Annotated in this window: 19 protein-coding genes; 11 read left to right on the top strand and 8 right to left on the bottom strand. The window is 62.3% G+C overall.

Annotated features, from left to right (window positions below; translation table 11 throughout):
* Positions 1-33: 33 nt before the first annotated feature.
* Positions 34-1077: a TauD/TfdA family dioxygenase gene (locus EGM97_RS25340; protein WP_238961654.1), complete on the bottom strand. Its 1044-nt coding sequence runs from the start codon at positions 1075-1077 to the stop codon at positions 34-36.
* 336 nt (positions 1078-1413) lie between these two features.
* Here EGM97_RS25340 and syrB1 point away from each other — a divergent pair, with 336 nt between their 5' ends.
* The 3 genes from syrB1 (at position 1414) to syrC (ending at position 5484) form a co-directional block, all read left to right on the top strand.
* Positions 1414-3258: a syringomycin E biosynthesis L-threonine--[L-threonyl-carrier protein] ligase SyrB1 gene (gene syrB1 / locus EGM97_RS25345; protein WP_238961653.1), complete on the top strand. Its 1845-nt coding sequence runs from the start codon at positions 1414-1416 to the stop codon at positions 3256-3258.
* 17 nt (positions 3259-3275) lie between these two features.
* On the top strand, positions 3276-4211 hold the full coding sequence (syrB2, locus tag EGM97_RS25350) for a syringomycin E biosynthesis L-threonyl-[L-threonyl-carrier protein] 4-chlorinase SyrB2 (RefSeq protein WP_238961652.1): 936 nt from the start codon (positions 3276-3278) through the stop codon (positions 4209-4211).
* Between the two features lie 61 nt (positions 4212-4272).
* Positions 4273-5484: a syringomycin E biosynthesis aminoacyltransferase SyrC gene (gene syrC / locus EGM97_RS25355; RefSeq protein ID WP_238961651.1), complete on the top strand. Its 1212-nt coding sequence runs from the start codon at positions 4273-4275 to the stop codon at positions 5482-5484.
* A 185-nt stretch (positions 5485-5669) separates the two neighbouring features.
* Here syrC and EGM97_RS25360 read toward each other — a convergent pair whose 3' ends face one another.
* Positions 5670-6011, bottom strand: a complete 342-nt coding sequence (locus tag EGM97_RS25360) for a carboxymuconolactone decarboxylase family protein (RefSeq protein ID WP_159285738.1) — start codon at positions 6009-6011, stop codon at positions 5670-5672.
* A 108-nt stretch (positions 6012-6119) separates the two neighbouring features.
* On the opposite strand from EGM97_RS25360, the gene EGM97_RS25365 reads away from it, so the two are divergent.
* From EGM97_RS25365 to EGM97_RS25375, 3 genes are all read left to right on the top strand, one after another.
* Positions 6120-7025, top strand: coding sequence for an AraC family transcriptional regulator (locus EGM97_RS25365; protein WP_238961650.1), 906 nt, complete (start codon positions 6120-6122; stop codon positions 7023-7025).
* Between the two features lie 44 nt (positions 7026-7069).
* A complete protein-coding gene (locus EGM97_RS25370; protein ID WP_238961649.1) occupies positions 7070-7756 on the top strand; it encodes an HD domain-containing protein in 687 nt (228 codons plus the stop codon).
* 534 nt (positions 7757-8290) lie between these two features.
* Entirely contained in the window at positions 8291-8653 is a 363-nt protein-coding gene (locus EGM97_RS25375; protein WP_238961648.1) for a DUF6124 family protein, read from the top strand.
* Here EGM97_RS25375 and EGM97_RS25380 read toward each other — a convergent pair.
* From EGM97_RS25380 to EGM97_RS25390, 3 genes are read right to left on the bottom strand one after another with little or no spacing between them, the layout of a single operon-like run.
* On the bottom strand, positions 8584-9054 hold the full coding sequence (locus EGM97_RS25380) for a DUF2790 domain-containing protein (protein ID WP_477788875.1): 471 nt from the start codon (positions 9052-9054) through the stop codon (positions 8584-8586). The genes EGM97_RS25375 and EGM97_RS25380 overlap by 70 nt on opposite strands.
* On the bottom strand, positions 8993-9463 hold the full coding sequence (gene cynS, locus EGM97_RS25385; RefSeq protein ID WP_238961646.1) for a cyanase: 471 nt from the start codon (positions 9461-9463) through the stop codon (positions 8993-8995). The genes EGM97_RS25380 and cynS overlap by 62 nt, the downstream gene beginning before the upstream one ends.
* Positions 9464-9502: 39 nt before the next feature.
* Positions 9503-10162, bottom strand: coding sequence for a carbonic anhydrase (locus EGM97_RS25390; RefSeq protein ID WP_238961645.1), 660 nt, complete (start codon positions 10160-10162; stop codon positions 9503-9505).
* A 110-nt stretch (positions 10163-10272) separates the two neighbouring features.
* Here EGM97_RS25390 and cynR point away from each other — a divergent pair, with 110 nt between their 5' ends.
* The 4 genes from cynR (at position 10273) to EGM97_RS25410 (ending at position 13133) form a co-directional block, all read left to right on the top strand.
* Positions 10273-11160 carry a transcriptional regulator CynR gene (gene cynR / locus EGM97_RS25395; RefSeq protein ID WP_238961644.1) on the top strand — a complete coding sequence of 296 codons (888 nt, stop codon included), beginning with the start codon at positions 10273-10275 and terminating at the stop codon, positions 11158-11160.
* A gap of 130 nt (positions 11161-11290) precedes the next feature.
* Positions 11291-11989 carry an AzlC family ABC transporter permease gene (locus EGM97_RS25400; protein WP_238961643.1) on the top strand — a complete coding sequence of 233 codons (699 nt, stop codon included), beginning with the start codon at positions 11291-11293 and terminating at the stop codon, positions 11987-11989.
* A complete protein-coding gene (locus EGM97_RS25405; protein WP_238961642.1) occupies positions 11986-12297 on the top strand; it encodes an AzlD domain-containing protein in 312 nt (103 codons plus the stop codon). Before EGM97_RS25400 ends, EGM97_RS25405 begins: the two co-directional genes overlap by 4 nt.
* A gap of 8 nt (positions 12298-12305) precedes the next feature.
* Positions 12306-13133, top strand: a complete 828-nt coding sequence (locus EGM97_RS25410) for an AraC family transcriptional regulator (RefSeq protein WP_238961641.1) — start codon at positions 12306-12308, stop codon at positions 13131-13133.
* Positions 13134-13235: 102 nt separating this feature from the next.
* Here EGM97_RS25410 and EGM97_RS25415 read toward each other — a convergent pair whose 3' ends face one another.
* The 3 genes from EGM97_RS25415 to EGM97_RS25425 all read right to left on the bottom strand — a co-directional run bounded on the left by EGM97_RS25415 (position 13236) and on the right by EGM97_RS25425 (position 16375).
* Complete coding sequence (locus EGM97_RS25415) at positions 13236-13847, bottom strand: aspartyl/asparaginyl beta-hydroxylase domain-containing protein (RefSeq protein WP_047700989.1); 612 nt, start codon at positions 13845-13847, stop codon at positions 13236-13238.
* 156 nt (positions 13848-14003) lie between these two features.
* A complete protein-coding gene (locus EGM97_RS25420; protein ID WP_238961640.1) occupies positions 14004-15374 on the bottom strand; it encodes an MFS transporter in 1371 nt (456 codons plus the stop codon).
* Positions 15371-16375 carry a cupin-like domain-containing protein gene (locus tag EGM97_RS25425; protein ID WP_238961639.1) on the bottom strand — a complete coding sequence of 335 codons (1005 nt, stop codon included), beginning with the start codon at positions 16373-16375 and terminating at the stop codon, positions 15371-15373. The genes EGM97_RS25420 and EGM97_RS25425 overlap by 4 nt, the downstream gene beginning before the upstream one ends.
* A 365-nt stretch (positions 16376-16740) precedes the next feature.
* Between EGM97_RS25425 and EGM97_RS25430 the strand changes: the two genes are divergently transcribed.
* On the top strand, positions 16741-25488 hold an 8748-nt coding region (locus EGM97_RS25430), incomplete at its 3' end, for a non-ribosomal peptide synthetase (protein ID WP_477788876.1).

The following is a 25488-nucleotide window of genomic DNA, read 5'->3' on the forward strand; positions in this document are numbered from 1 at the left end:
GGTTGCTGTCCTCGAATGGAGTCACGCGATGGCTCACGCCGGTTGCCAGACGTCGCCCCTGGCGGTCATCTCGCCCATGGCCACGACGATCAACCGTGGCTCTTCGTATGGATCCCGTGCATGGGCTGCCAACATGTTGTCGAGCATCACGACATCGCCCTTGCGCCAGTCGAAACGGACGGCGCAGGCCTCGTAGATATCGCCGACCAGCGCCATGACGTCGTCCTCGATGGGCGTGCCATCGCCATAACTGACCATGCGCGGCAGCCGGTCGGCGCCGAACATGTCGAGCAGGTCCTCGCGCATTTCTTCGCCAAGGCAGAACGGATGGTGCAGCTGTACCTGGTTGAAAAACGCCGGTTCGCCGGTCACGGGATGACGGATCACCGCCGGGCAGAGGGTGCGAACCTGGAGCGTGTCGTGGTCGAGCCATTCGAAATCGGTGCCCTGTTCCCGGCAACGCTGTTCGACGGCAGCGCGGTCAGTGGTGCCGAAGAACGACTCCCAGCTCGGCTCGACCCCGGCCGTGAACGTGCGGCTGTACATCAGCCCTTTTTGTTCGAAACGTGCCACCACCTCGGCCGGCAAACGTTGCAGCACTTGCCGGATGTCGGCCAGTGGCGTGGCGCCCCCCACTCGCGAAGGCTGCTCGCAGTAAAACCACTGCTTGCGCGGCCAGCTTTCCAGGTGCGAGCTCTCGTTGTGGTACAGGATCATTTCCCGTTCGGGATAAGGCGTGGAGCGATAGACGTTGCGTCCACCCTCCTTCTTCGGCAAGTCACCGTAGCTGCCATGCAGCCCCGGCGACAGGGCCTCGGCGAACGCTTCGAAGGCGGGTACCGAGGCGAGGTCGAAACCGCGAAACAGCACCGCACCATGCCGACACAGCAACGCCTCGATGGCCTCGCGATGACGGCCGGCCCACGCCGACGGATCCAGCCCGGGGTCGACAGGTTCGATGACCACCGGCAGATTCGATCCATCGGCAAGCAGCGACAGCCTGACCGACCCGTCGAAGTCCGCATCGAGCAACGATTCATCGCTGATGGCGGACGCAGTGTTTGTGTGAAAACTCATGAATGACTCCTGAACCACGGACCCCACGGATCCACGTCGTATGGGGCAAAACCAATACGCCCCGCTGTCGGGCAAGGATAAAAACATTGATCCGGCGGGATGTCTGGCACCGCAAACCGGGACAGACCCGACGCACCTTGGCGCTGCGTTCCTGCCAAAGCGATTTGTCCCCATTTCCCGCGACAGACGCCGGCACGGACTCGGTGCTGAAATGCGGCAGCTGCGAATCGCACAGGCGCATCAAACGATCCCGTGGGCCGCAGTGACGTCTCGAGTGCAACGGTTTTCGCAAATGCGCAAATACGCTGCACCTGGCAATTAACAGGAGCGTTAGTCATGCCGATTAAGAACACTGGCGGATCGGTCTACCCCGCGCCAGCCCCCCTCACGCCCGGTGCATTCCTGCATGAAATCTTCACCGCCCGGGCCCGTGAGTTTCCCGAGCGAACGGCGGTTTCAGACGCCACGCGCTCGTTGAGTTATGCGCAACTCGATGCGGCTTCGTCGCAGTTGGCCGCCCGTCTTCGCCAGGAAGGCGTCAAGGACGGCATGCTGGTCGGGATGTGCCTGGCGCGCAGCGTCGATCTGGTCATCAGCCTGCTGGGCATCCTCAAGGCCGGCGGCGCCTACGTCCCGGTCGATCCGCAATACCCCGGCAAGCGCGTCGAACACATCGTGCGCGACAGCGGCATGAGCCTGCTGATCGGAGAGCTCGCCGAGCTGGCGCAGAGTCCTTCCGTGCGCGTCCTGTCCCTGGCCGATCTGCTGGCCGGGCCGGCGCTGGAACCGATTGCCGAGGTCGACCGCCGCAACCCCGACCAGGCACCGGCCTACGTCATCTACACGTCCGGCTCCACCGGCGAGCCCAAGGGTGTGCTGGTGGCCCACGCCAACGTAAGCCGCCTGCTGGAAAGCACCCAACGTGAATACGCTTTCAACGAGCAGGACGTCTGGTCAATGTTCCACTCCATTGGCTTCGACTTCTCGGTGTGGGAAATCTGGGGCGCCCTGGCCCATGGCGGCCACGTGGCCGTCGTGCCTTACGACGTGACGCGTTCGCCCACCGCCACCCGTCAATGGCTGGTCGATCGGGGCGTGACCGTCCTGAGCCAGACCCCTTCGGCCTTCCGTGGCCTCGATGAAGCGGACCGTCAGGCGAAGGCACCATTGGCGCTGCGCTACGTGGTATTCGGCGGCGAAGCGTTGCCAGCCACGGTATTGCGCCCTTGGGTCGAACGCCATGGCGATCAGAAGCCGGCTCTGATCAACATGTACGGCATCACCGAAGCCACCGTTCACACCACCTTCAAGCGCGTGCTGGGCCAGGATCTGGAAAGCGCGGCCATGGTGTCCATCGGTGCGCCCCTGGATGGCTGGCACCTGAACCTGCTCGACGCCGACCAGCAACCGGTGCCCCAGGGCACTGCCGGGGAGTTGTACATCGAAGGTGCCGGTGTCGCACTGGGCTACCTGAACCGTCCGGCCTTGAACGCCGAGCGTTTCGTGCAATTGCCTGATCGTCCAGGGCGCGCCTATCGCACCGGAGACCTGGTGGTATTGGGCGATGATGGCGAGTACCGCTACGCTGGCCGTTGCGATGAGCAACTGAAGATCCGCGGTTTCCGCATCGAGCCCGGAGAGGTCGAAGCCTGCCTGCAAACCAGCCCTGCCGTGGCCGCCGCCCATGTGACCGGTCACGATTACGGCGATGGCGACTGGCGCCTGGTCGCCTACGTGGTACCGGCCCAGGGCGTGAATGCCTGGACCGAGCAGGTTCGCAGCGAAGTCGCCGCCCTGGTGGCCACCAACCTGCCGGACTACATGCGTCCTTCGGCCTACATCGCCTTGGCGCAGCTGCCGGTCACCGACCACGGCAAGATCGACAAGAAACGCCTGCCCTCGCCCGAATCCGTCGAAGCCACCGTGCAGCACGTGGCCGAAGGTCTTACCGAGCAAGAGCAGTTCGTGCTCAAGGTCTGGTCCCAGGACCTTGGTCTGAAGAACATCGGCCTGAACGATGATTTTTTCGATTTCGGCGGTACCTCCCTGGCCCTGATCCGCTCCCTGAGCACCTTCAAGGCCCATTACCAGGTCAACCTGGACCCGGGTGTACTGGCCAACGGTGCGACCGCCAAGGTGTTGGCCGATTGCATCCAGCGCTCCCTTGTCCAAGCCCATTGACCGAAAAGGAAAAGCCCATGAGCAAGAAATTCGCCTTGACCCCCGAAGAACGCGCGTCCTTCGAGAAGAACGGTTTTATCGGACCTTTCGACGCCTATTCGCCAGAAGAAATGAAAGAAGCCTGGAAACGTACCCGCCTGCGCCTGCTCGACCGTAGCGCTGCCGCCTACCAGGATCTGGATGCGATTTCCGCCGGCACCAACATCGCCAACTATGATCGCCACCTGGATGACGATTTCCTCGCCAGCCACATCTGCCGCCCTGAAATCTGCGACCGCGTCGAAAGCATCCTCGGCCCGGATGTGCTGTGCTGGCGCACCGAGTTCTTCCCCAAATACCCGGGCGATGAAGGCACCGACTGGCACCAGGCGGACACCTTCGCCAACGCCTCGGGCAAGCCGCAGATCCTGTGGCCGGAAAACGAAGACTTCGGCGGCACCATCACCGTCTGGACCGCGTTCACCGACGCCAACATCGCCAATGGTTGCCTGCAGTTCATCCCCGGCACCCAGAACAGCATGAACTACGACGAAACCAAGCGCATGGCCTACGATCCTGACGCCAACAACAGTTCGGTGGTCAAGGACGGCGTACGCCGCGGTTTCTTCGGCTACGACTATCGCCAGCTGCAGATCGACGAGAACTTCAAGCCTGACGAATCCTCCGCCGTGCCGATGCAGATGAAGGCCGGCCAGTTCATCATTTTCTGGTCGACCCTGATGCACGCCTCCTATCCCCATAGCGGTGAGACCCAGGACATGCGCATGGGCTTCGCGTCCCGTTACGTTCCGTCCTTCGTGAAGATCTATCCGGACTCCGACCACATCGAGGAGTACGGCGGTCGCATCAGCCTCGAGAAATACGGCGCGGTCCAGGTGATCGGCGACAAGACCCCGTCCTACAACCGCCTGGTCACCCACACCACCCGAGGCAAGAAATTCGAAGCGGTCTGATTTTTTCAGTGCCATACGACAGTTGGCATGAGCAACGTGCCTGACAGGAGTCCCCCAATCCATGACTATTTCCACCGACGCAGCCACGCGCCTGTGCGAGACCGTGAGGATGCTTAGGCACCTTGCCATCCATCTGCCCGATCCCATTTGCCTGAGCTTTCTCGCTCGGGCAAATGAGCCGTCACCCGACCAGGCCTCACCCAGCGTGAGGGCCACGGAACGGGCGGTCAGCGCCGCCTTCGCACGCATCGGCGTCAAAGCCGTGCAATACGTGCATGATGGCGAGGCGCAACTGTCGTCCTTCGAGATGTTTATCAGCAAGAAAATCTGCCAGGCGCTGGATTACTCCTATGACCACTTCGACGAGTTCGACAGTGTCAGGGACTTCGGGCGTCTGGTCAGACACTTCGATTTCAGTGGTGCGGTGCCAGAGGTTGAAACCGTGCACCTCATCACCCGAGACAACGTCGCGTTGTCGGTCCATGCCAGCATCAACCGACAGCGCCCGGCGATTGTCCTGGCCCTGCCCTGCGGCATGCCTTTCGATCTGTGCCGCGACTGGTTCAATGCGCTGAGCGAGCGGTTCTTCGTGGTCACCTGGGAAACCCGGGGGCTGTTCGGGTCCTGCACCTCGTTCGATCAGTTGTCGGTGGACACCGACGCCCAGGTCGGCGACCTGATCAACGTGATGAACCACTTCGAACTGTCCAGCGCGCACCTGATGGGTATTTGCGGTGGCGCGGTGATCGCGTTGAGCGCTGCCGCCATCCACCCCGAGCGGGTGAACTCCCTGAGCCTGTGGCACGGCGACTACAACCTGGGCGACAACAGCCTGCGCACCGCTCACCAGCAGAATTTCGAATGGCTGATGGAGTCGGCCGCTGTCGACCGAAACGAGGCCAGCGACCTGCAGGCATTGTTCCTGGACCAGGCGACACTGGCGACCATCCCGGACTCGATTGCCCACGCGGCGCTCTACCCCTACGTCAACGAGGAACTGTTCTATCGTTATGCGCGGCTCAACGATGCGTTGAACAAGACCGAGCTGCAGTCACGGTTGGGACAAATCAACGTGCCGACACTGGTGGTCGCCGGCGACGCCGACGAAACCACTCACATCGGCGGCTCTCAGCGCATTGCCGAATCCATCAGCGACGCCATGCTGCATGTGGAGAGCAACGGCAGTCACCTGGCATTCTTCGAATCGACCCACCGCTCGAAACAGACCGCGTTCCAATTCCTCGAATCGACGCTGGAGTCGGTGGCTGTTTGAGGTTCTCACCCACACAGGGTGCCGGCCCTTGAGATCGGCACCCCGTGGTCTCGATTGTCAGTGAACTCGCAGTCTCATCGTAGTGGATTACCTGCGGCGTTGCGTCGGGGGCCCCAAGATCCTGCAGACATTAAAAAGCCCCGATACCACACGGTACCGAGGCCAGGCGCCTGCACCAGCAGGCGCTATTTTTTCAGCGAGTCGTACGCTTCCAACGTGCGTAACGAATAGATGTAGGCAGCGCCCGCGTTGAGCGAAACCGCGGTCGCCAACGTAGCCGCCACTTCTTCGCGGCTCGCTCCAGCCTTGATCGCCGCGTCCGCATGGACGGCGATACATCCGTCACAGCGGGTGGTGACCGCGACGGCAATCGAGATCAACTCTCGGGTTTTCGCATCCAGCACATCGTTTTCGGCAGAGGCCTCGCCAAGGGCCATGTAAGCCTTGACCATTTTAGGGTTGCTCCTTCCGAGCGCACCGAAAGCCTTCTGGATGGTGGGTAGCAGTTCGGACCAGTTATTGAACATCGCATGACTCCTGAGCAAGTTGGTGTACTGTTTCGACAGGCTCAGTTTCCCTCCAGGGCGTGATTCGGTTTTGTCCAATCCGCTCAGATTTTTATGCGAAGCGCTCAAATGAATTCGATCGATAAACTCATCAGCTTGGCCAATGTGCGGGGCAGCGTGGATCTGCGGTGTCAGTTCCAGGGCGATTGGGCACTCGATCACCAGCAGGAAGCCTTGGGAAAAGCGCCTTATCACATTGTCCTGGCGGGAGAATGCCGAGTCGAATTTCCAGACGGCCAGCGCCTGCCGATGCGAGCTGGAGACATTCTGCTCCTGCCCCGTGGCGCACCGCACCTGCTGCATGGTCTTGGAAAAACGGCTGAGCCGGGTACCCCGAGGCTGGCTTCCGGTGGAACGCTGCCGCTTTACCGCATTGGCCGCGGGAGCACGGACCTGGACATGCTTTGCGGAAGCTTCCACTACAATCGTGCCTCCCTGTTATTCAGCGCCCTCCCCGAGCACCTCGTGATACCCAGTGCGGCTCTCCCTGCGAGTGCCCCCTTGCCGGCACTGGTCGACATGTTGCGAGGTGAAGCCGATAACGATCAAGTCGGCGCACACTTTTTACTCGATGCCTTGTCCCAGGCGCTGTTCACCTTGATCCTGCGCGCTCACCTCGCAAGCCACGGCCAACACACCGGCACCCTGGCCCTGTTGGCCGATAAGCGGCTGGGCCGGGCCTGGCAGTCGATGCTGGCCGAGCCGGGTCAGGAATGGACAGTGGATGCGCTGGCCGAGATCGCGAGCATGTCCCGCGCAACGTTCATGCGAGCGTTCGTGCGGGTAGCCGGCGTTTCGCCTTGGGTCTTGTTGACGCAGGTTCGAATGGAACTGGCTTTCAGCCTGCTGGGCCATTCGCATTTGGGACTGGCTGACATTGCCTCCCAGGTGGGGTATCAATCCCAGGCGGCTTTCAGTAAGAAGTTCAAGGAGATATACGGTGAGGCGCCGGGGCGGGTACGGCGTGGGATGTAATTGATCGCTTGGGTGGAACGCTACATTAATGCGCTGGAGCAGCAATGACGAGACAGTCAGAAGGAAGTGGGCTATTTCCAGCCTGGGCACACGGCGATCTCGACGCGCCTGAGGCACTGGGTTTTACCGCCTGGGCTCGCGTCTGGACGGGGCTTGGCGTCAGAGACGCGTCACAAGAAACGCACGAACAACTCATTCGACACTACGACGAGCCACACCGCGCGTACCACAACCGCCAGCACTTGGCTGAGTGCCTACAGGTGCGTCGACTCGTCAACGCTGCCTGCCAGGCCCCCGCCGAAGTCGACCTCGCGCTGTGGTTCCACGACGCGATCTACGACCCCCTTCGCAGCGACAACGAGCTGCGCAGCGCCCAATGGCTGGATGAGGTGGCACGTGATAGCGGCCTGGACGACGAAACCCGCCGCAGGCTTTACGACCTGGTCATGGTGACGCGACACGACAGCGCCCCGGCGTCGGTAGATGAGGCGGTGTTGGTGGACACGGATCTGGCGATCCTTGGGGCATCGCTCGAGCGGTTCGAGGAGTACGACCAACAAATCCGCCGCGAGTACTTGCACGTGCCGATGTCTATCTATCGCCAAAAGCGACGCCAGATCCTGGAGGGCTTTCTAGCGCGCGGCCGTATTTATACAACCGCGCCCTACTTCGACGCGTTCGAGCAGCAGGCACGAGCAAATCTTGCGCGTGCCATTGATCGCCTTGACTGAAATCGGGGCCACGTAAGAGCAAAGGGGGATTGCCTTCGTCGTCACCTGAGCATGATGACCCGTTTAATGCCTACGTCCACAGCCGGGCTCCAGGACAGGAACGCGCGGCTAGACGCATTTCGCGGCTGGTAGCATCGGCCAAAATCGGACAGAGACAGAAAGATAAATCCGTCCCCCTTTTCGTTGAGAACCTCCCTCCTACAGCCCCCACCTACACCGTCTATGAAGCTACAAATCCTTGCGCCTTTGCCTACAACTACGCCAGAATCCGCCCGCTTGTGCGCCTTGTCCCTGGGTTCTATTGTCTGTCCTGCCACTGCTCATCAGTGGTCGGGTTTAGTAGCCCGGTTAAGGATACGGTCGCATGAGTCTCATCAGTCGGGCATTGCCCGCACTCGATGGTGGCTGTGCGCATGGCGCCTTCGGGCGCGCCGGGTTTTCCGTTTTCCTACCGGTCTACTAACTTGCGCACAGCTGCCTCCCTTTCGTTTAGTAGCGAGACGGTAGCGGCCTACTAACAAAGGAAACGTGAAAATGTTCAAAGCAACTCCAAATCCCCCAGATGCAGACCCCACACCGCAATCCGCAAAATCCAAAGCCAAGCAGCAAGAAGAAACCACCAAACGCGTGCTCGATCACTACTTGCTGCCGAAGCCGGATCAATCCAAAGACGAACCGAAACCGGGGCAGGTTTTCACCGTTGTGAAAGGCCTCGATAACGAATGCATGCTCGCTAACCTCAGTGAAACGCTGGCTTCGGCCGATGCCATGGTTACTGATCTGGCGTTTGACCTGGATGGTTCGCGACGTCATTTGGCGCTGGGGATTCAGCAGTTGATTGAGCTGAGTTCGTTGTTGGCGAATCGGGTGTTGGATAATGTAGAACCGCGACAATAGTATTTATTTCCTAACGAGAAACCCGACGTCTTGGAATCGTCATAAGTCATCTGCATCGGTACTACATCGCAGACATCTGGTACCTGAGTAATCGCCACAACGTGCGCGATATCCAAGTTCTGAGAATACCGATAGGGCTCGACCGTAAGCTGTGCGATCTGAGCCTCCTGCTCATCGGCCATAGCAACAGAACCAAAGCAGCCCAGGAATAGAACGAGTAACAGTTTCATAGCAATCACCTTTTCGAGGACGTGAAAGAGCCAAAGCACGCAAGCGGTGCTCAGCCGTAATAAAAGTCGGGGGTAGCCCGGTCGCCGTCGGGCGCCGGGCCGAGTTACATCAGAAAGGCTTGGTAGGCAGATACTTGCCATCCAGCGTGATGACTGCGCGGTGGCCGCCATCCGGATCTTCGACTTTCTTGATGTCCAGCTTGAAGTTGATGGCGCTGATGATGCCGTCGCCGAACTTTTCGTGAACCAGCGCTTTGAGGGTGGTGCCGTATACCGAGATCATCTCGTAGAAACGGTAGATGGTAGGGTCGGACGGTACGCCGTCAAAAAAGCTGCCGCGAATTGGCATCGTTTGCAGCAAAGCGATTTGGTCAGCATCAAGGTCGAGCTTCCTGCCCACGGCATTTGCGGCGTCAGATGGCAATGGGTGCTGGCCAAGCAGGGCTGCTGTCACGAAAGCTTCGGACAGGCCGGTGCCTTCAACAATCTCGGCGAATGAGAGGTCTTTGCGAGCCTTGGCCAAAATGATGGTCTCGGTCAGTTCCTGACGAGCGGTGCGAGTGGCTTGGGTCTGGATCATGATGAATCTCCTGATGAGTAAAAGGTGCCTGTAGAGGTTTCAGGCAACGTGCCTGGCTTGTTGGGAAACGGCGTAAACGTCCAGGTTCTCTGCGAGGGACACGAAGGTCCCGGTGCTGCCATCGAAGGCGTCGATACGCCCACTCTCGATGTCATAAATCCAGCCATGCAGGGTCACGCGGCCTTCTTCAAGAGCCAGGCGAACGGATGGGTGTGTCTGGATATTGGCCAGTTGCGCGATGACGTTTTCACGCACCATGGAAGCGACTTTGGCTGGCTGATCCGGGTGTTTGCGAGCATCGTTAACAACCTTGGCGGAGTCCGCGTACCGCAGCCAGCCGGCCACGGCGGGCATGTGGTCCAGGCACTTGCAGGTGGCGATGGCGGTCATCGCGCCGCAATCGGAGTGGCCGCAAATCACGATGTCCGCGACATTGAGTCCGGCGACCGCATATTCGACAGAGGCCGAAACCCCGCCCGGCTCCGGGCCATAGGAAGGCACGATATTGCCGGCGTTGCGGATGACAAACAGATCGCCAGGCTCGCGCTGGGTGACCAGTTCAGGCACCAGTCGGCTGTCAGAGCAAGAGATGAACAGTGCTTTCGGGCTCTGCTGGTTGGCCAGGTTTTTGAACAGTTTGACCCGCTCAGGGAAGGCGTTTTGTTGGAATCTCAGAAAACCGTCGATGATCGCTTTCATGGTTGCTGTCTCAGTGTCGCTGGGTGTGAGACAAACATTAGGCAACGCATTACATAAGGTAAAAGTCTCATTTATTATGTTGTAGATCAGATTATCTTATGAGTTAAGCCATGCTCGCTCGACACATTCAGTATTTCCTTGCGGTTGCGGAACACCTCAGTTTCACGAAGGCTGCAGCGGCGCTGCATGTATCTCAGCCAGCCCTTTCGCAGCAGGTGAAACAGCTGGAAGAGAGCCTTGGAGCCCAGCTCTTCGACCGCTCAGGACGCACAACACGTTTGACTGATGCCGGAGATGTCTATCTTCTCTATGCGCGCCGTGCCTATCAGCAATTACGGGAAGCGAAAAGCGCCATCCATGACGTGAGCGACCTCAGCCGTGGCTCATTACGCGTAGCCGTGACACCGACGTTCACGACCTATCTGGTGGGGCCCCTGATCGAGGCATTTCACTCCCGGTACCCTAAAATCACCCTCAACCTGAAAGAGATCTCCCAGGAGCGCATCGAGGAGTTGCTTTTGTCAGGAGAATTGGACCTGGGGATCGCGTTCGATGAAATAAATACGTCGGACATCGAGGCCATCCCCTTGCTGAAAGAAACCCTGGCTTTAGTGGTGAGCCGCAGGCACCGCTTGGCCGCGGAACGGTCCATTGGATTGCAGGAGCTGAGTACCGAGTCTCTGGTCCTGCTCAGTACGGAGTTTGCCACTCGCGAACAAATCGACCGCTATTGCCGCAAACACGAGATTCGCCCCCAAGTGCAGATGGAGGCCAATGCGCTCGGCGCCGTAATCGAAATCGTTCGCCGGACGAATCTGTCGACGTTATTGCCTGCCAAAATCGCGTTGGCCCATGACGATCTGATGGCCCTTACACTGGAGCCAGAACGCTTGCAGCGAACCGCCGTTCTAATGCGGCGAAAGGACGCCTTTCTGAGCGCGGCGGTGCGAGTTTTCATTGAGCTGGCTAAAGAAGTATCCAGCGATCTTGATGAGTGAGGCTGTGCGCGACTTCGCTGAAGATTGCGGCGCTCAAGCGCCCAACGCCCCCAAACAGCAATATCGTTCAATACCACGGCCGCACAATCCAAGATTCTGAAACCCCGTTCATCATCGAAGTGCACCGCTCATGCGTTCCACCCTTTCGCCTTATCAAGCCTTCTGGAAAGGCTCGATGGCTGTGATTCCATTGTCCCTGGCTTGCGCGCCCTGGGGCTTGCTGGTCGGATCATTGGCGATCGATGCCCAGATGACGCCTCTGGAAAGCCAAGGCTTCTCGGCCATCGTTTTTGCCGGTGCCGCCCAGCTCGTCGCCATTGGCATGATCAAGACAGGGGCCAGCCTGTCCTCGATACTTGTGACCACCCTTCTGCTGACGTCACAACACCTGCTTTACGGTTTGCACATGCGCGCCACCCTGTCCTCGCTTTCTTCGCGATGGCGAATAGGTCTCGGCTTTCTTCTGACCGACGAGTTTTTCGCGCTGAACAGCCAGTACGATCAAAAGACGTTCAGCCGCTGGTTTGCGCTGGGGGTCGGCCTCAGCTTCTACCTGGCCTGGAATGTGTTCACCCTGGGAGGGATCCTGCTGGGCCAGCGCATTCCGAACCTTGAGTCGCTCGGGTTGGAGTTTTCCATCGCGGCAACCTTCATCGCGTTGGTCACCCCAGTGGTGAAATCGGTCCCGACGATAGTGTGCGTGGTCGTATCCCTGGCCTGTTCGGTGCTGCTCGGTTATTGGCGTTGGGAGTCTGCGCTGGTGGTGTCGGGGTTGGCTGGCATGACGGCGGGCTTCGTGTGCAAGCGGCTGCTGGAGGGACGCTCATGATCCTCGCCGTTATCGTGGGGATGGGGGCGGTTGTCTTCCTGAATCGCTACCTGTTTCTGGAGCCACGCTTACCGTTTAGACTGAACCAAGGCACCCGGGATTTCCTTTCCTTCGCGGTGCCAGGGATGCTGACCGCGATCTGCGGACCCATCATTTTCCTGCCAGGCCATACGCTGAGCCTGAGCGTTTTGAATCCGTACTTGCTGGGTGGTCTCTGCACCTTGGTTCTCATGCTCTGGACGGGACGGGTGCTGACGAGCGTGCTGGTCAGCATGGGCTGTTTCTACCTGTTCAGGTCAATACTCTGAGGTGAACCGTGGCCAGCAAGATTGAAAACACGCGTTTCTGGCAAGCCTCAAGCCTGGGTGGCGTGGAATTGCTGCACGCTCAATATTACCAGCAGCGCTTCACCCCCCACGTTCACGACAGTTTTGTCATCTCGGTCATCGAGTCGGGGGCGCAGCGGTTTCGGCATCGCGGCAGTGAACACGTTGCCCCCATCGGTTCCGTGGTCCTGATCAATCCGGACGAGCTGCATACCGGTGCCACCGCCCACAATGAGGGATGGCGCTACCGAGGTTTTTACCCCACGTTGACGCAGCTTGCCGAGGTCCTGGCTGAGCTGGAGCTACGCTTCAACGGCTCTCCCCGCTTCGTCAGCAGCGTCGTGACCGACTCCCAAGTGGCGCGGGCGTTCAGTAATGTTCATTCGTTTGCAGAACATGAGGCTTCGGCATTGCTGCAGCAAACCGCCTGGAGGGAAGCCGCGCTGATGCTGTTCCAGCGGCATGCCGGGATAGGCCCGGTCGCTGCGCCAGGGAAGGAGCCGGTAGCGGTGCGCAGGGCCAGGGAAATACTGCTTGAGCGCCTGGCGTTCCCCCCTTCGCTAGAGGAGCTTGCCTCCAGCGTCGGTCTCTCCCCTTTTCACTTTGCCCGAGTATTTCGCAAAGCAACCGGCCTGCCTCCCCATAGCTGGGTCACGCAAAAGCGCCTGGCGTGTGCGCAAATGTTATTGAAGCAGGGCATTACTCCATCAAGGGTCGCCGCGGAACTCGGCTTTGCTGATCAAAGCCATCTCACCAGGCAGTTCAAACAGGCTTTTGGCATAGGGCCGGGTGCTTACCGGTCTGCCGTGGTGAGGTAACGCAGGAACGACGCTGCCATTTCAGGGAAAGCCTGCTCGCGATGACGTCGGCTGACGCCCATCTTCCACGAGCAGACTTGCACCCGCCCAACCAGGTGGACCTCATGCCGCCATGTGCTTCTCGCGATAGAACTCAAGATAAAGCACGGTACGGTGAGCCCGGGAAGCATTGACGGCGAAATGGTCGAGGGAGCCGTCGAAAATCACCAGGTTGCCGTTAGTGCTCTGGTTGAAGCTGCCATTGACATTGAGGTAGGCGTAGTTCTGGGTGGTCGGCGCATCGATGGTCAGTTGCATGTGCAACAAGCCTTCTTCCCAGGTGCCGGTATGGGAGTGGGTGCCGAGGAAAACGTTGGGCTCCATGCGCAGCAAGGCGCAGAGTTTGATCCCCGGAATCTTGCTCAACAGGTCGATGGTCCCGGGCATGGCGGCGCGGGCGTAGGGGATCGGCGTGTCATAGGCGACCAGGCCGTATTGGGTCCACTCCGGCATAACATCCATGTCATCCCCCCAGCCCCAGAGCCAGCCATACTCGCCGCCGGCTTCCATGTGCGCGGTGACCTCGTCGACGATCTCAGTGATCGACTTGCCCACGCGATTGATGGTCAGGGTCGGTGCGTCGAGGGCCAGGAATTCTTCACGGATCACTTCCCAATTATCGGCAAGGTTCTTCAGGTGCGGAAAACGGCTGGAATCATAAAACGACGGGCGCATAGGTGCTCCTTTTCTGGGTGAGGGTTGTCGATTCCGATGAGGTGGCGATACCGTCCTGTCCGTTCGGAAACGGGCGGCAGCAGCGTCTGCAAAGGTTGACCCACCGGGCTTGGCCTGTCTGTCACGGGAATCCGGTACAGCAGGCCAGGCCAGGCATTACAGGGGTTCGACCTGGGGGCTGGCGGCCACTGTGACGATGGTCCCGTGAGTCGGCGACTCGTCCAGGCGCCGCATCGGCCCGTAGAGCAGGACGCTCAGGGGCAGCAGTACGAACAACGCGCCGGCCACCACGAACAGCAGGCCGACGCCACGTCCCGGCCCTACGCCGAGCCAACGTCCGATCGAGTCGGCATACAGGCCACCCGGCATCAGCGCCGGCTGGAACCAATGGTCCACCAGGAAGCCACCGACGATGACAGACAGGCTGGTACCCGCGATGGTCAACATGCTGATCAGGGCAAAGACACTGGCGCGGCTGCCGGCGGGAATCCGACGCATCCACAGCGAGTTCACGCTGGCATCGGCGATGCTCGCCATAGTGATCGCGACGAAAGCCAGGGCACAGTAGGCAACGGCGTGGGAGACCACGCCCAGGGCAACGACGCACCCGGCCAGGAGCAGATCGGCCACCGCCACCAGCGCCATCAATCGCCTGGGATTGCCCATGGAAATCAGCAACCCCGCCCCGGCCAGGCCACCCAGGGCAGCCCAGGTATAAGCCATCCCCAGGGTCTGGCTGCCCAAGGTCGACAGCAGCAACGGCGTCATCATCAGGGTCGCCAGTGCCAACACCGCGCCGCGCATCATGGTGTACACCAGTAGCCCGGCCATCAGCCGCTCGGCAGCGAAGAACCTCAGTGCTGCGGCGACATTGCCCAGGGCGCCGCCAAACACACTGCCTTTGACGGCGCTGTCGTGATGGACCGAAGCCACCCGCGCGTGGGAAAACGCCTTGATGACCAGCAACGTGCCGGAGCAGAACGTCAGCAAGTCCACCGCCAGGATCGTCACCAGCCCCGCCTTCGCCATGATCGCCCCCGCCAGCAGTGGCGCCACCAGGGCCGAGGCATTCTTGCTGATGCTGACCAGGCCGGAGGCCCGGGTGAATTTGTCCGGAGCGACGATCATGCTCACGGCAGCCTGGTACGCCGGCTTGCGGAAGGCCCCGACGATCGACGCCAGGCAGTTGAAGACATACAGGTGCAAAGGCTCCAGGCGCTCATACCACAGCAGCGCCATGACCCCCAGCAACAATACTGCCAGGCTCACGTCACAACAGACGATGATGACCCGGTGGCTGATGCGGTCGGCCAACCCTCCCGCCAGCGGCAGGAACAACACCGCCGGCAATGTCGCCGCCAGCACCACATTGGCGAACGCCACCGCCGAGCCGGTGTGGGTATACACCCAGACGCCCAGGGCGAACTCCATCAGTGCCGTGCCCACTACGGCCAGAGACTCGCCGCACCAGAGAAAATAGAACCCGCGCCCCAGATCGAACCCCCGACGGCCGCCCGCCAGGCTCATGTGCGCACGTCGCGCGGCGTGGCGACACCCATCAGCTTGCTCATCAGCCGATAGGCCAGGGAATACGCCACCGCACCGAAGACCAGGGGCGCGTATCGGGAGAACAGATAGGTGCGCAACACCCGCCGAGCGATGGGCGAGCTGATGTCGCCACTGACGTGCAGGGGCGTCGGGAACGTCGCCGCGACCGTGGCGCCGAATGCGTCGTCCACCGACTGCACCGCATGCCACCAGTAGACCGGAATGTACAGCGCATCGCCCGGCTCCACCACCGTGCGCAGGGCATGCAGATCCCGCGTACCGGGGAACCGCCCGGTGTCAATGTCGTACAGATAACCCGCCTCTTCGATCACCGGGCGCAGCGCCCGCCAACTGGTCTCGTCCGGCGGCAGCAGCAAGACCTCCTTAGCCCCCACCACCTGCGCCATGAACGTCTCGTCGGTCACGTGAAAGTGCCAATCGGTGTAGGAGTTGCGGTACAGGAAACTGCGATGGGGAGGATAGGCCCGGGACTTGCCCAACTGTGGCATGAACGGCAAGCCGCCCACGTCCTCCTTCATCGGCTCGATGGCCGAGCCCTCGGAGAAGCGACAGCTGTCGGCCACCAGCGGCCCATCGCCTTCGCACAGGTCGTCGAGAAATTCGTGGAACGGCATTTCCCGGTAGACCGTGTTGGCGTACTCGGTCAGCTCGGCCTTGACCTTGGGATTGGACCAGCCAATGACCTCGGAGACGATTTGCGAACGGACCACCACCGCCTGGTTGCGCGAGTGAGCCTTGAGGTAGTCCAGGCGGTTCCACTTGTGAAACGCCGGCCAGTGCCGCACCGCATTCTTGATCAGGCAGGGGCGGTTGCGATTGACGTAGCGGCGGGTGAAATCCTCCTTGGAAATCGCCAGCGCATCGATCACTTCGACCGCACCTGCATGGGGATGATTGGGAAAACGGGACAGGCTCCAGAACTTGGATACCGGGCGATCCGATTCGGCGATCAGTGGCATTTCAGACCCTCGCAAGCACACTCAGGGTCGTTGGTATAACAGAGTCACATGACCACGCCCAAGCGCCGCAAAGCCCGGTTTCCCGCCGTTGTCCCTGCTTCCCATGACAGACACCGCGCAACGGATCCTCTAATTTTTTCCCACCTTGTGAAGGGATATCAGGCGCGGTCGGAAGGCAATGCGACCCATCGAAAGGCCACGACACGCCCCGCGACGACGCCATCGCACCAGGCCTCTGTCCACCCGCCCCGATGCCCCTCCCCACAACCATTTGCATCCCGCCGATTGGCAGTCGCCCAGGCCTCCATGCACCGCCATTCGAACGGAGACAAACCTCAATTGATTCTGCCTGCAGGTGCTCCGAAATGGATTCGTCGACCCAAATGTTGCCCACGCAAGACTGCGCCACCCACGAACTGGCCTCTGTCCAGCAGGGCATCTGGCTCGACCAGATCGCGCACCCGGACCTGCCCTACTACAACATCGGCATGTCCCTGGAGATCAAGGGCGAGATCGACATCCCGCTGTTCGAGAAAGCCATCGAGCTGGTTGCCAACAACCACGACGCACTGCGCCTGAGTTTCAGCCATGAGGGCGGCATGGGCCGCCAACGGGTGCTGCCCGAGGTCAAGGTCAAGATGGAGGTGGTGGAATTCACCGAAGCCGAAGCCGACGCTGGCCTGGCCATGGAGTACCTGCGCAAGGCCTTCCGCCAGCCGTTCGAGTCGCTGACCGGCCAACTCTGGGAAGCACGCATGGTGCGCTGCGGCCCGAACCGTCATTACTGGCTGAACCGTTACCATCATCTGGTGGCCGACGGCATCAGCGTGGCACTCATCGGTCACGCTGTGGGAGCCGCCTACAACGGCCTGCTGGCAGGTCACGAGGAGGTGCAAGAAGGTCACTCCTATCTTTCGTTCCTGGAGGACGACCGGGCCTACCTGCAATCGTCCCGTTACGAGCGCGACCGCGAGTTCTGGCAGGAAACCTACGCCCAACTGCCGCCCTCGCTGCTGCAACGCCGGGCCGACTTCAAGACCGGCCAGGCCAATGAGCTGGCCCCCAGTGCCCAGGTCCAGGCGATGCTGCCCCGGGCGCTGTACAACGCCCTGACCCAGTTCGCCAGCGAACGCAGCCTGTCGGTGGCCCATGTACTGATCAGTGTGGTCGCCACCTATTTCTGCCGCACCGTGGGCGTCGATGAAATGGTCATCGGCATGCCCGTGCACAACCGCACCAACGCTCGCACCAAGGAAACCGCAGGGATGTTTTCCTCGGTCAGCCCCATTCGCCTGCCCGTCGACCTGGACGCTTCGCTGCTGGACTTGATGAACACCGCCGGCAGCCAATTGCGTCGCTGCTACCGCCACCAGCGGTTCCCGATTGCCGAACTCAATCGCCTGCTGCGTCTGGCACAGACCGGCCGCCGGCAGCTCTTCGATGTTTCGCTGTCGTTCGAAAGCCTGGATGGGGACGATCAGTTCGGTGGCACCTCGTCCACGGTGATCACCATGGACAACGGCTACGAGCAGACGCCCATGGCGATCTTCGTGCGTGACTACCATCCTTTCGAAGACGTGCACCTGGACTTCAACTTCAACACCGCCTATTTCAGCGTGGAAGAAGCCCGGTACCTGCAGGATCGCATTGTCTCGATGCTCGAAGCGGTACTGGAGCAGCATGACACCCCGGTGGGACGCTTCCCGCTCATGAGCCAGGCCGAGCGGCGTCACTTGCAGGTCGACTTCAACGCCACGGCCCGCGACTACCCCCGCAATGTGCTGATCCATGAACTGTTCGAGCAGCAGGCCGAACGGCGCCCGGATGCCTGCGCGGTGCGCGGCGACGGTGGGCCGTTGCTCAACTATGGTCAGCTCAACCGCCAGGCCAACCAGCTTGCCCATCGCCTGATCGAACTCGGCGTGAAGCCGGATGACCGGGTGGCCGTGTGCCTCAGGCGCGGGGCGGACATGGTGGTTGCCCTGCTGGGCATCCTCAAGGCCGGTGGCGCCTACGTGCCCATCGACCCGGATCTGCCGAGCGCCCGCCAGGCCTACATGCTCGACGACAGTGCGCCCCGCGCCGTGCTGAGCAGCCAGGCGCTGCGCGAACACCTGCCGTCGATGAACGTGCCGGTACTGGCGCTCGACGATGACAAGCGTGTCGCCTACCCCGAACACAACCCTGACCCGCAAGTCCTCGGCCTGACGCCGAAGCACCTGGCCTATGTGCTCTATACGTCCGGTTCCACCGGCATGCCCAAAGGCGTGATGAACGAGCATCTGGGCGTGGTCAACCGCCTGCTCTGGGCGCGGGACGAGTATGGCGTCGACGCCAGTGACCGGGTCCTGCAGAAAACACCGTTCGGTTTCGACGTATCGGTCTGGGAGTTTTTCCTGCCGCTGCTGGCCGGTGCCGAACTGGTCATGGCGCGTCCAGGCGGGCATCAGGAGCCGGACTACCTGGCCTGGGTGATGCGCGAGGCGGGCATCACGATGCTGCACTTCGTGCCGTCGATGCTCGATCTGTTCCTGGAACACCGTGACAGCCAGGACTTCCCGGCGTTGCGCCGGGTGCTGTGCAGCGGCGAAGCCCTGCCTCGCAGCCTGCAACGTCGCTTCGAAGGCCAACTGGCCGGTGTCGAATTACATAACCTGTACGGGCCGACCGAGGCGGCCATCGACGTCACCGCCTGGCACTGCCGCCCCAGCGATCCGGGAGAGAGCGTGCCCATCGGCAAGCCGATCGCCAACATTCAGATGCACGTGCTCGATGCCCGTGGCGAGCCCCAACCACTGGGCATCGCCGGGGAGATCCACATCGGCGGCATCGGCGTCGCCCGAGGCTACCTGAACCAGCCGGAACTGAGCGCCGAGCGCTTCATCGCCGACCCGTTCAGCAGTGACCCGAATGCACGCCTCTACAAGACCGGCGACCTGGGTCGCTGGCTGGCCAATGGCGCGCTGGAATACCTGGGCCGCAACGACTTCCAGGTGAAAATCCGCGGCCTGCGCATCGAAATCGGTGAAGTCGAAGCGGCCCTGGCGCTGTGCCCAGGCGTCCGCGAGGTGGTGGTGATCGCCCGCGAGGACAATCCCGGCCAGCCCGACAGCAAGCGGCTGGTGGCCTATCTCTGCGGCGAGCCGGTGCCGGTCGCGCAACTGCGCAGCACGCTGCTCAAACACCTGCCCGAATACATGGTGCCCAGCGCCTTCGTCCACCTGGACGCCCTGCCCCTGACCGCCAACGGCAAGCTCGACCGCCGCGCCCTGCCCGCTCCCGGCCTGGAAGCCCTGGCCAGCAAGGCTTACGAGGCACCACAAGGCGACACCGAGGTCGCCATTGCCGAGATCTGGAAAAACCTGCTGCACCTGGATCAGGTCGGCCGTCACGACGGTTTCCTCGAACTGGGCGGCCATTCCCTGCTGACCGTGCAACTGCAAGCCCGCCTGCACCAGGACCTGGGGGTCGAGATCGACCTGCGCACCCTGTTCGCCCAGACCTCCCTGAGCGAACTGGCCCGACACGTGGAACAGGCCGGCACCTCGCAGCTCCAGGCCATTGCCGTGGTGCCCCGCGACCAACCGCTGCCGCTGTCCCTGGCCCAGCAACGCCTGTGGTTCCTCGACCAGCTGGACCACGCCGCCAGCGTCGCCTACCACATGCCTGCCGCCTTGCACCTGCGCGGCCATCTGGATCGCATCGCCCTGCAACGGGCCCTGGACCGCATCGTCGCCCGTCACGAAAGCCTGCGCACCACGTTCCAGCACATGGACGGTGAAGCCCGCCAACGCTTCGCCCCGGCCGACATTGGCTTTACTCTGATCGAACACGACCTGCGCGCGCTGGACACCGACGCCCGGCAACACGCCGTCGAGCAACTGACCCAGGACGAAGCCCGCGAAGCCTTCGACCTGAGCCAGGGCCCGCTGATTCGCGGACGCCTGCTGCGCCTGGCCGACGACGACCATATCCTGCTGGTGACCCAGCACCACATCGTCTCCGACGGCTGGTCGGTGGCGGTGTTGATCGGGGAGTTCAACGCCCTGTATGCCGCATTCTGCCAAGGCCTCGACGATCCGCTGCCACCCCTGGCGCTGCAATACGCCGACTACGCCGCCTGGCAACAGCAGCACCTGCAAGGCGAACGCCTGCAAGCCCAGACCCGTTTCTGGAAAGAGCACCTCGACGGGGCCCCGGCCCTGCTGGAACTGCCCGCCGACCATCCACGGCCCCAGGTGCAGAGCTACCGGGGCGCCGCCCTGGCGCTGCAACTGCCTGCGCCGTTGAGCGCCAAGCTGCGCCGCTTCAGCCAGGAACAGGGCCTGACCCCGTTCATGACCTTGCTCGGCGCCTGGTCGATCCTGCTTTCGCGCCTGAGCAACCAACCGCAGGTCGTGGTCGGCACCCCGGTCGCCAACCGCACCCGCCGGGAAACCGAGGCGTTGATCGGCTTCTTCGTCAACACCCTGGCCCTGCGCATCGACGTCCAGGCCCACAATCGCGTCGATGAACTGCTGCAACGGATCAAGGCCACCACCCTCGACGCCTACAGCCATCAGGACCTGCCTTTCGAACAGGTCGTCGAAGCCCTGCAACCGGAGCGCAGCCTCGGCCACAGCCCACTGTTCCAGGCCATGCTGGTGCTTGGCAACACCCCTCACGACCAGGCCCTGGCCCTGCCGGGACTGAACCTGACCCCGCTGGCCCAGCCCACCGGCACCACCCAGTTCGATGTGAGCCTGTCGCTCAACGACGACGGCGACGTCATCAGCGGCCAGTTCGAGTACGCCACCGACCTGTTCGAGGAAACCACCATCGCCCGTTGGGGCCGGCATCTGCTGCACCTGCTTGAGGCGATGCTGGACGATGCCAGCCAAGCGCTGGCGACCTTGCCGTTGCTGGACAACGCCCAACGGCGCGAACTGCTCGGCCGCTTCAACCAGACCCACGCAACGTTCCCCGAGGGGCAACTGTTGCAGGAATGGTTCGAGCAACATGTGCAGGCGCAACCTCAAGCCATCGCCGTGCAGGCCGAAGACGTCAGCCTCAGCTATGCCGAACTCAACGCGCGGGCCAACCGTATTGCCCATCGCCTGATCGCCGCCGGGCTTCGCCCGGATGAGCGGGTGGCGCTGCTGGTCGAACGCAGCCCGGAAATGATCGTCGGCATGCTGGCCATCCTCAAGGCCGGCGGCGCCTATGTGCCGCTGGACCCGAACTATCCGCAGGATCGCTTGCAGCACATGCTCGACGACAGTTCGCCACGGGTGCTGCTGACCCAGGGCGCCCTGGCCGAACCCTTCCAATCGCTGCAAATACCGCAACTGCTGCTGGATGACGCCACAGATGGCGACGACAGCAACCCGCGCATCGAAGGCCTGACTTCACGGCACCTGGCCTACGTCATGTACACCTCCGGCTCCACTGGCAAGCCGAAAGGCGTGATGCTCGAACACCGTTCGGTGTGCAACCAGATCGGCGCCCTGCAGGAACGCTACGGCCTCAATCCAAAGGATCGCATCCTGCAATTTGCCAGCATGACCTTCGACATGTCGGTGGAAGAGATCTTCGGCGCCTTGCTGTCCGGCGCCACGCTGGTGCTGCGCAGCGACGCCTGGATCGCCGGCACGGCGGCCTTCGCCACGCTGTGCGAGCAACACGCGATCAGCGTTGCCAACCTGCCGACCGTGTTCTGGCAACAGGTGAGCCGGGACGCTCACGTCGCCCTGCCCACTTGCCTGCGCCAGTTCATGATCGGTGGAGAAGCGGTGGGCAAGCAGGCGGTCACCCAATGGTTCGCCCGCGCCGGTCACCGTCCGGCGCTGTTCAACGCCTACGGCCCGACCGAAGCCACCGTGAATGCGTCGATCCGCCGGATGGAAAGCGACCGGGACGATTTCCGTTCCATCGGCAAACCGCTGCGCAACACCCAACTGCACGTGCTCGACGCCACGGGCAATCTCGCGCCTTTGGGCGTCTGCGGGGAAATTCATATCGGCGGCGTCGGCGTCGCTCGCGGTTACCTCAATCGCCAGGAGCTGACAGCCGAGCGTTTCATTGCCGACCCGTTCAGCACCGATCCGCACGCCCGCCTGTACAAGACCGGCGACCTGGGTCGCTGGTGCGCCGATGGCACCCTTCAATACCTGGGACGCAACGATGACCAGGTGAAGATCCGCGGTTTCCGTGTGGAGCTTGGAGAAATCGAAGCCGTCCTTGCCCGCTGTGCCGGTGTGCGTGAAGCGGTGGTGGTCGCCCAGGAAAGCAAGCCGGGCCAGTCCGACAGCAAGCGCCTGGTCGCCTACCTGTGCGGTGAGCCGGTGCCGGTGGAACAACTGCGAGCGGCATTGCTCGCGGCGCTGCCTGAGTACATGGTGCCCAGCGCGTTCGTACAGCTGGAGGCCATGCCTTTGACGCCCAACGGCAAGCTGGACCGTCGCGCCCTCCCCGCACCGGGCCAGGAAGCGTTCGCCAGCCGCGCCTACGAGGCGCCACGGGGCGAGATCGAGCAGCTTGTCGCGAACGTCTGGCAAGAACTGCTGGGTCTGGAACAGGTCGGTCGTCATGATCGTTTCTTCGAGCTTGGCGGGCATTCGTTGCTGGCGGTGAGCCTGATCGACCGCCTGCGCCAGCATGGCTTGAGCGCCACGGTGCGCACGGTGTTCACCTCCCCCAGCGTCCGGGAAATGGCCCAGGCCCTGGGCCGCAGCGATGAAACACCGTTCCTGGCGCCGGCCAACCGCATCCCGGCCGACTGCACGGCCCTGACACCGGACATGCTGCCTTTGGTCGAGCTGACCCCGGCCCAGCTCGACCGTATTGTCGCCGCCGTGCCTGGCGGTGCCGCCAATATCCAGGACATCTACCCCCTGGCCCCGCTCCAACAAGGCATCCTGTTCCATCACCTGCTGGGGCATGAAGGCGATGCCTATCTGGTGCGCTCGATGATCGAGTTCGACAGCCGCTCGCGGCTCGATGCCTTTATTGGCGCCTTGCAGCAGGTGATCGACCGCCATGACATCCTGCGCACGGCCATGCATTGGGTCGGCCAGCCACAACCGGTCCAGGTGGTACAACGCCAGGCAACGTTGCCCGTACAACCCGTCACGCTGTCGGCCGATGAAGATCCGCGCGTCCAATTGGAACGCATGAGTGACCCACGGCATCTGCGCCTGGACTTGCAACAGGCGCCGCTGATGCACGCCTGCATCGCCGGGGATCCACACTCTGAACGCTGGTGGCTGAGCCTGCTGGACCACCACATGATCAGCGACCACGTATCCCTGGCGATCGTCCTCGAAGAGGTCCAGACCTTGCTGCAGGGCGAGGCCGCAAGCCTGCCGGCGCCGATGCCCTACCGGGAGTTCGTCGCACAGGTCCTGGCAACGCCGCCCCAGGCCCACGAAGCCTACTTCAGCAGCCGGCTGGCGAGCGTCGACGAACCCACGGCGCCCTTCGGCGTACTGGACGTTCAGGGCGACGGCAGTCAGGTCACGGAAACCAGCGTGCGACTCGAACCCGCCCTGAGCCAGCGGATCCGTGCCCAATCACGCACCGCTGGCGTCACCCCGGCGGTGCTGTTTCACATTGCCTGGGCCCAGGTACTCGGGCGCTGCACCGACCGTGACGACGTGGTATTCGGCACGGTGGTCGCGGGTCGCCTGCAAGGCACGATGGGCGCCGACCGGGCACTCGGCGTATTCATCAACACCCTGCCGGTGCGGGTGCGACTGGCCGGGCTCGGTGTCGGCGCGCTGGTGGATGAAACCTATCGCGACCTCAGCGAACTGTTGTCCCACGAGCAGGCTTCCCTGGCCCTGGCCCAGCGTTGCAGTGGCGTCGGCGCGGGCTTGCCGCTGTTCACCACGCTGCTCAATTATCGTCATCAGACCGACGGTGGCTCGCTCGCCAACGAAGGCCAGGTGCTGGCCTGGGACGGCGTGCGCTTCCTGAGTAACGAAGCACGCACCAACTACCCGATCGAGGTGGCCGTCGCGGATGAAGGCGATGACTTCTCCATCACCGCCCAGTCCATCACCGGCATCGACCCACAACGCATTGCCGCCTACCTCGGCCAGGCCGTGGCCGCCCTGGTCGAAGCCCTGGAACAGGCGCCCGAGCGCCTCGCCAGCAGCCTGGAAGTGCTGCCTGACGCCGAGCGGCAATTGCTGCTCAGGGACTTCAACCGCACCGCCACGGATTTCGGACCGGCCCAGCCGATCCATGCCCTGTTCGAAACCCAGGTGCAGCTCAACCCCGACGCCGTCGCCCTGGTCTGCGAAGACCGTCAGTTGAGCTATCGCCAGCTCAATCGTCGCGCCAACCACCTGGCCCGCCAGTTGCTCGCCCTGGGCGTGCAGCCCGACCAACGCATCGCCCTCTGCGCCGAGCGCAGCCTGGAGATGATCGTCGGCCTGCTCGGCGTGCTCAAGGCCGGTGCGGCCTACGTGCCCATCGACCCGGCCCATCCCGCCGACCGCATGGCCTTCATGCTCCAGGACAGCCAGCCGCAAGCGCTGTTGACCCAAGCGGCGCTCTCCCTGCCCTCCGGCGACCTGCCGCTGTTGCTGCTCGACACCGACGCTTCCTTGCAGGCGGCGGACGATGCCGCGTTCGACGCCAACCCGCAGGTACCGGGGCTGACGCCGGAGCACCTGGCCTACGTGATCTACACCTCCGGCTCCACCGGCCAGTCCAAGGGCGTGATGGTCGAGCACCGTTCGGTGTTCAACTTCTGGCAGGTGATGACCCGCACCACCCACCGGCATTGCCCAAGCCCGGCCACCGTGGCCCTCAATGCCGGCTTCTTCTTCGACATGTCGATCAAGGGCATCGCCCAGCTGTTCTCCGGCCATCGCCTGGTGATCATCCCGCAACTGATCCGCGCCAGCGGCCAGGAACTGCTGGACTTCCTCGAACAGCACCAGGTCCACGCCTTCGACTCCACCCCGTCGCAGCTCGACACCCTGCTCGCCGCCGGCCTGCTGGAACGCCAGCGCTACCAGCCGGTCAGCGTGCTGCTCGGCGGCGAAGCGATCAATGCCGCGACCTGGGAAAAGCTGCGCAACTGCCAGACCATCCGCTTCTACAACATGTACGGCCCCACCGAA

It is taken from the genome of Pseudomonas sp. AF32 (assembly GCF_022342325.2).
GTDB lineage: Bacteria > Pseudomonadota > Gammaproteobacteria > Pseudomonadales > Pseudomonadaceae > Aquipseudomonas > Aquipseudomonas uvaldensis.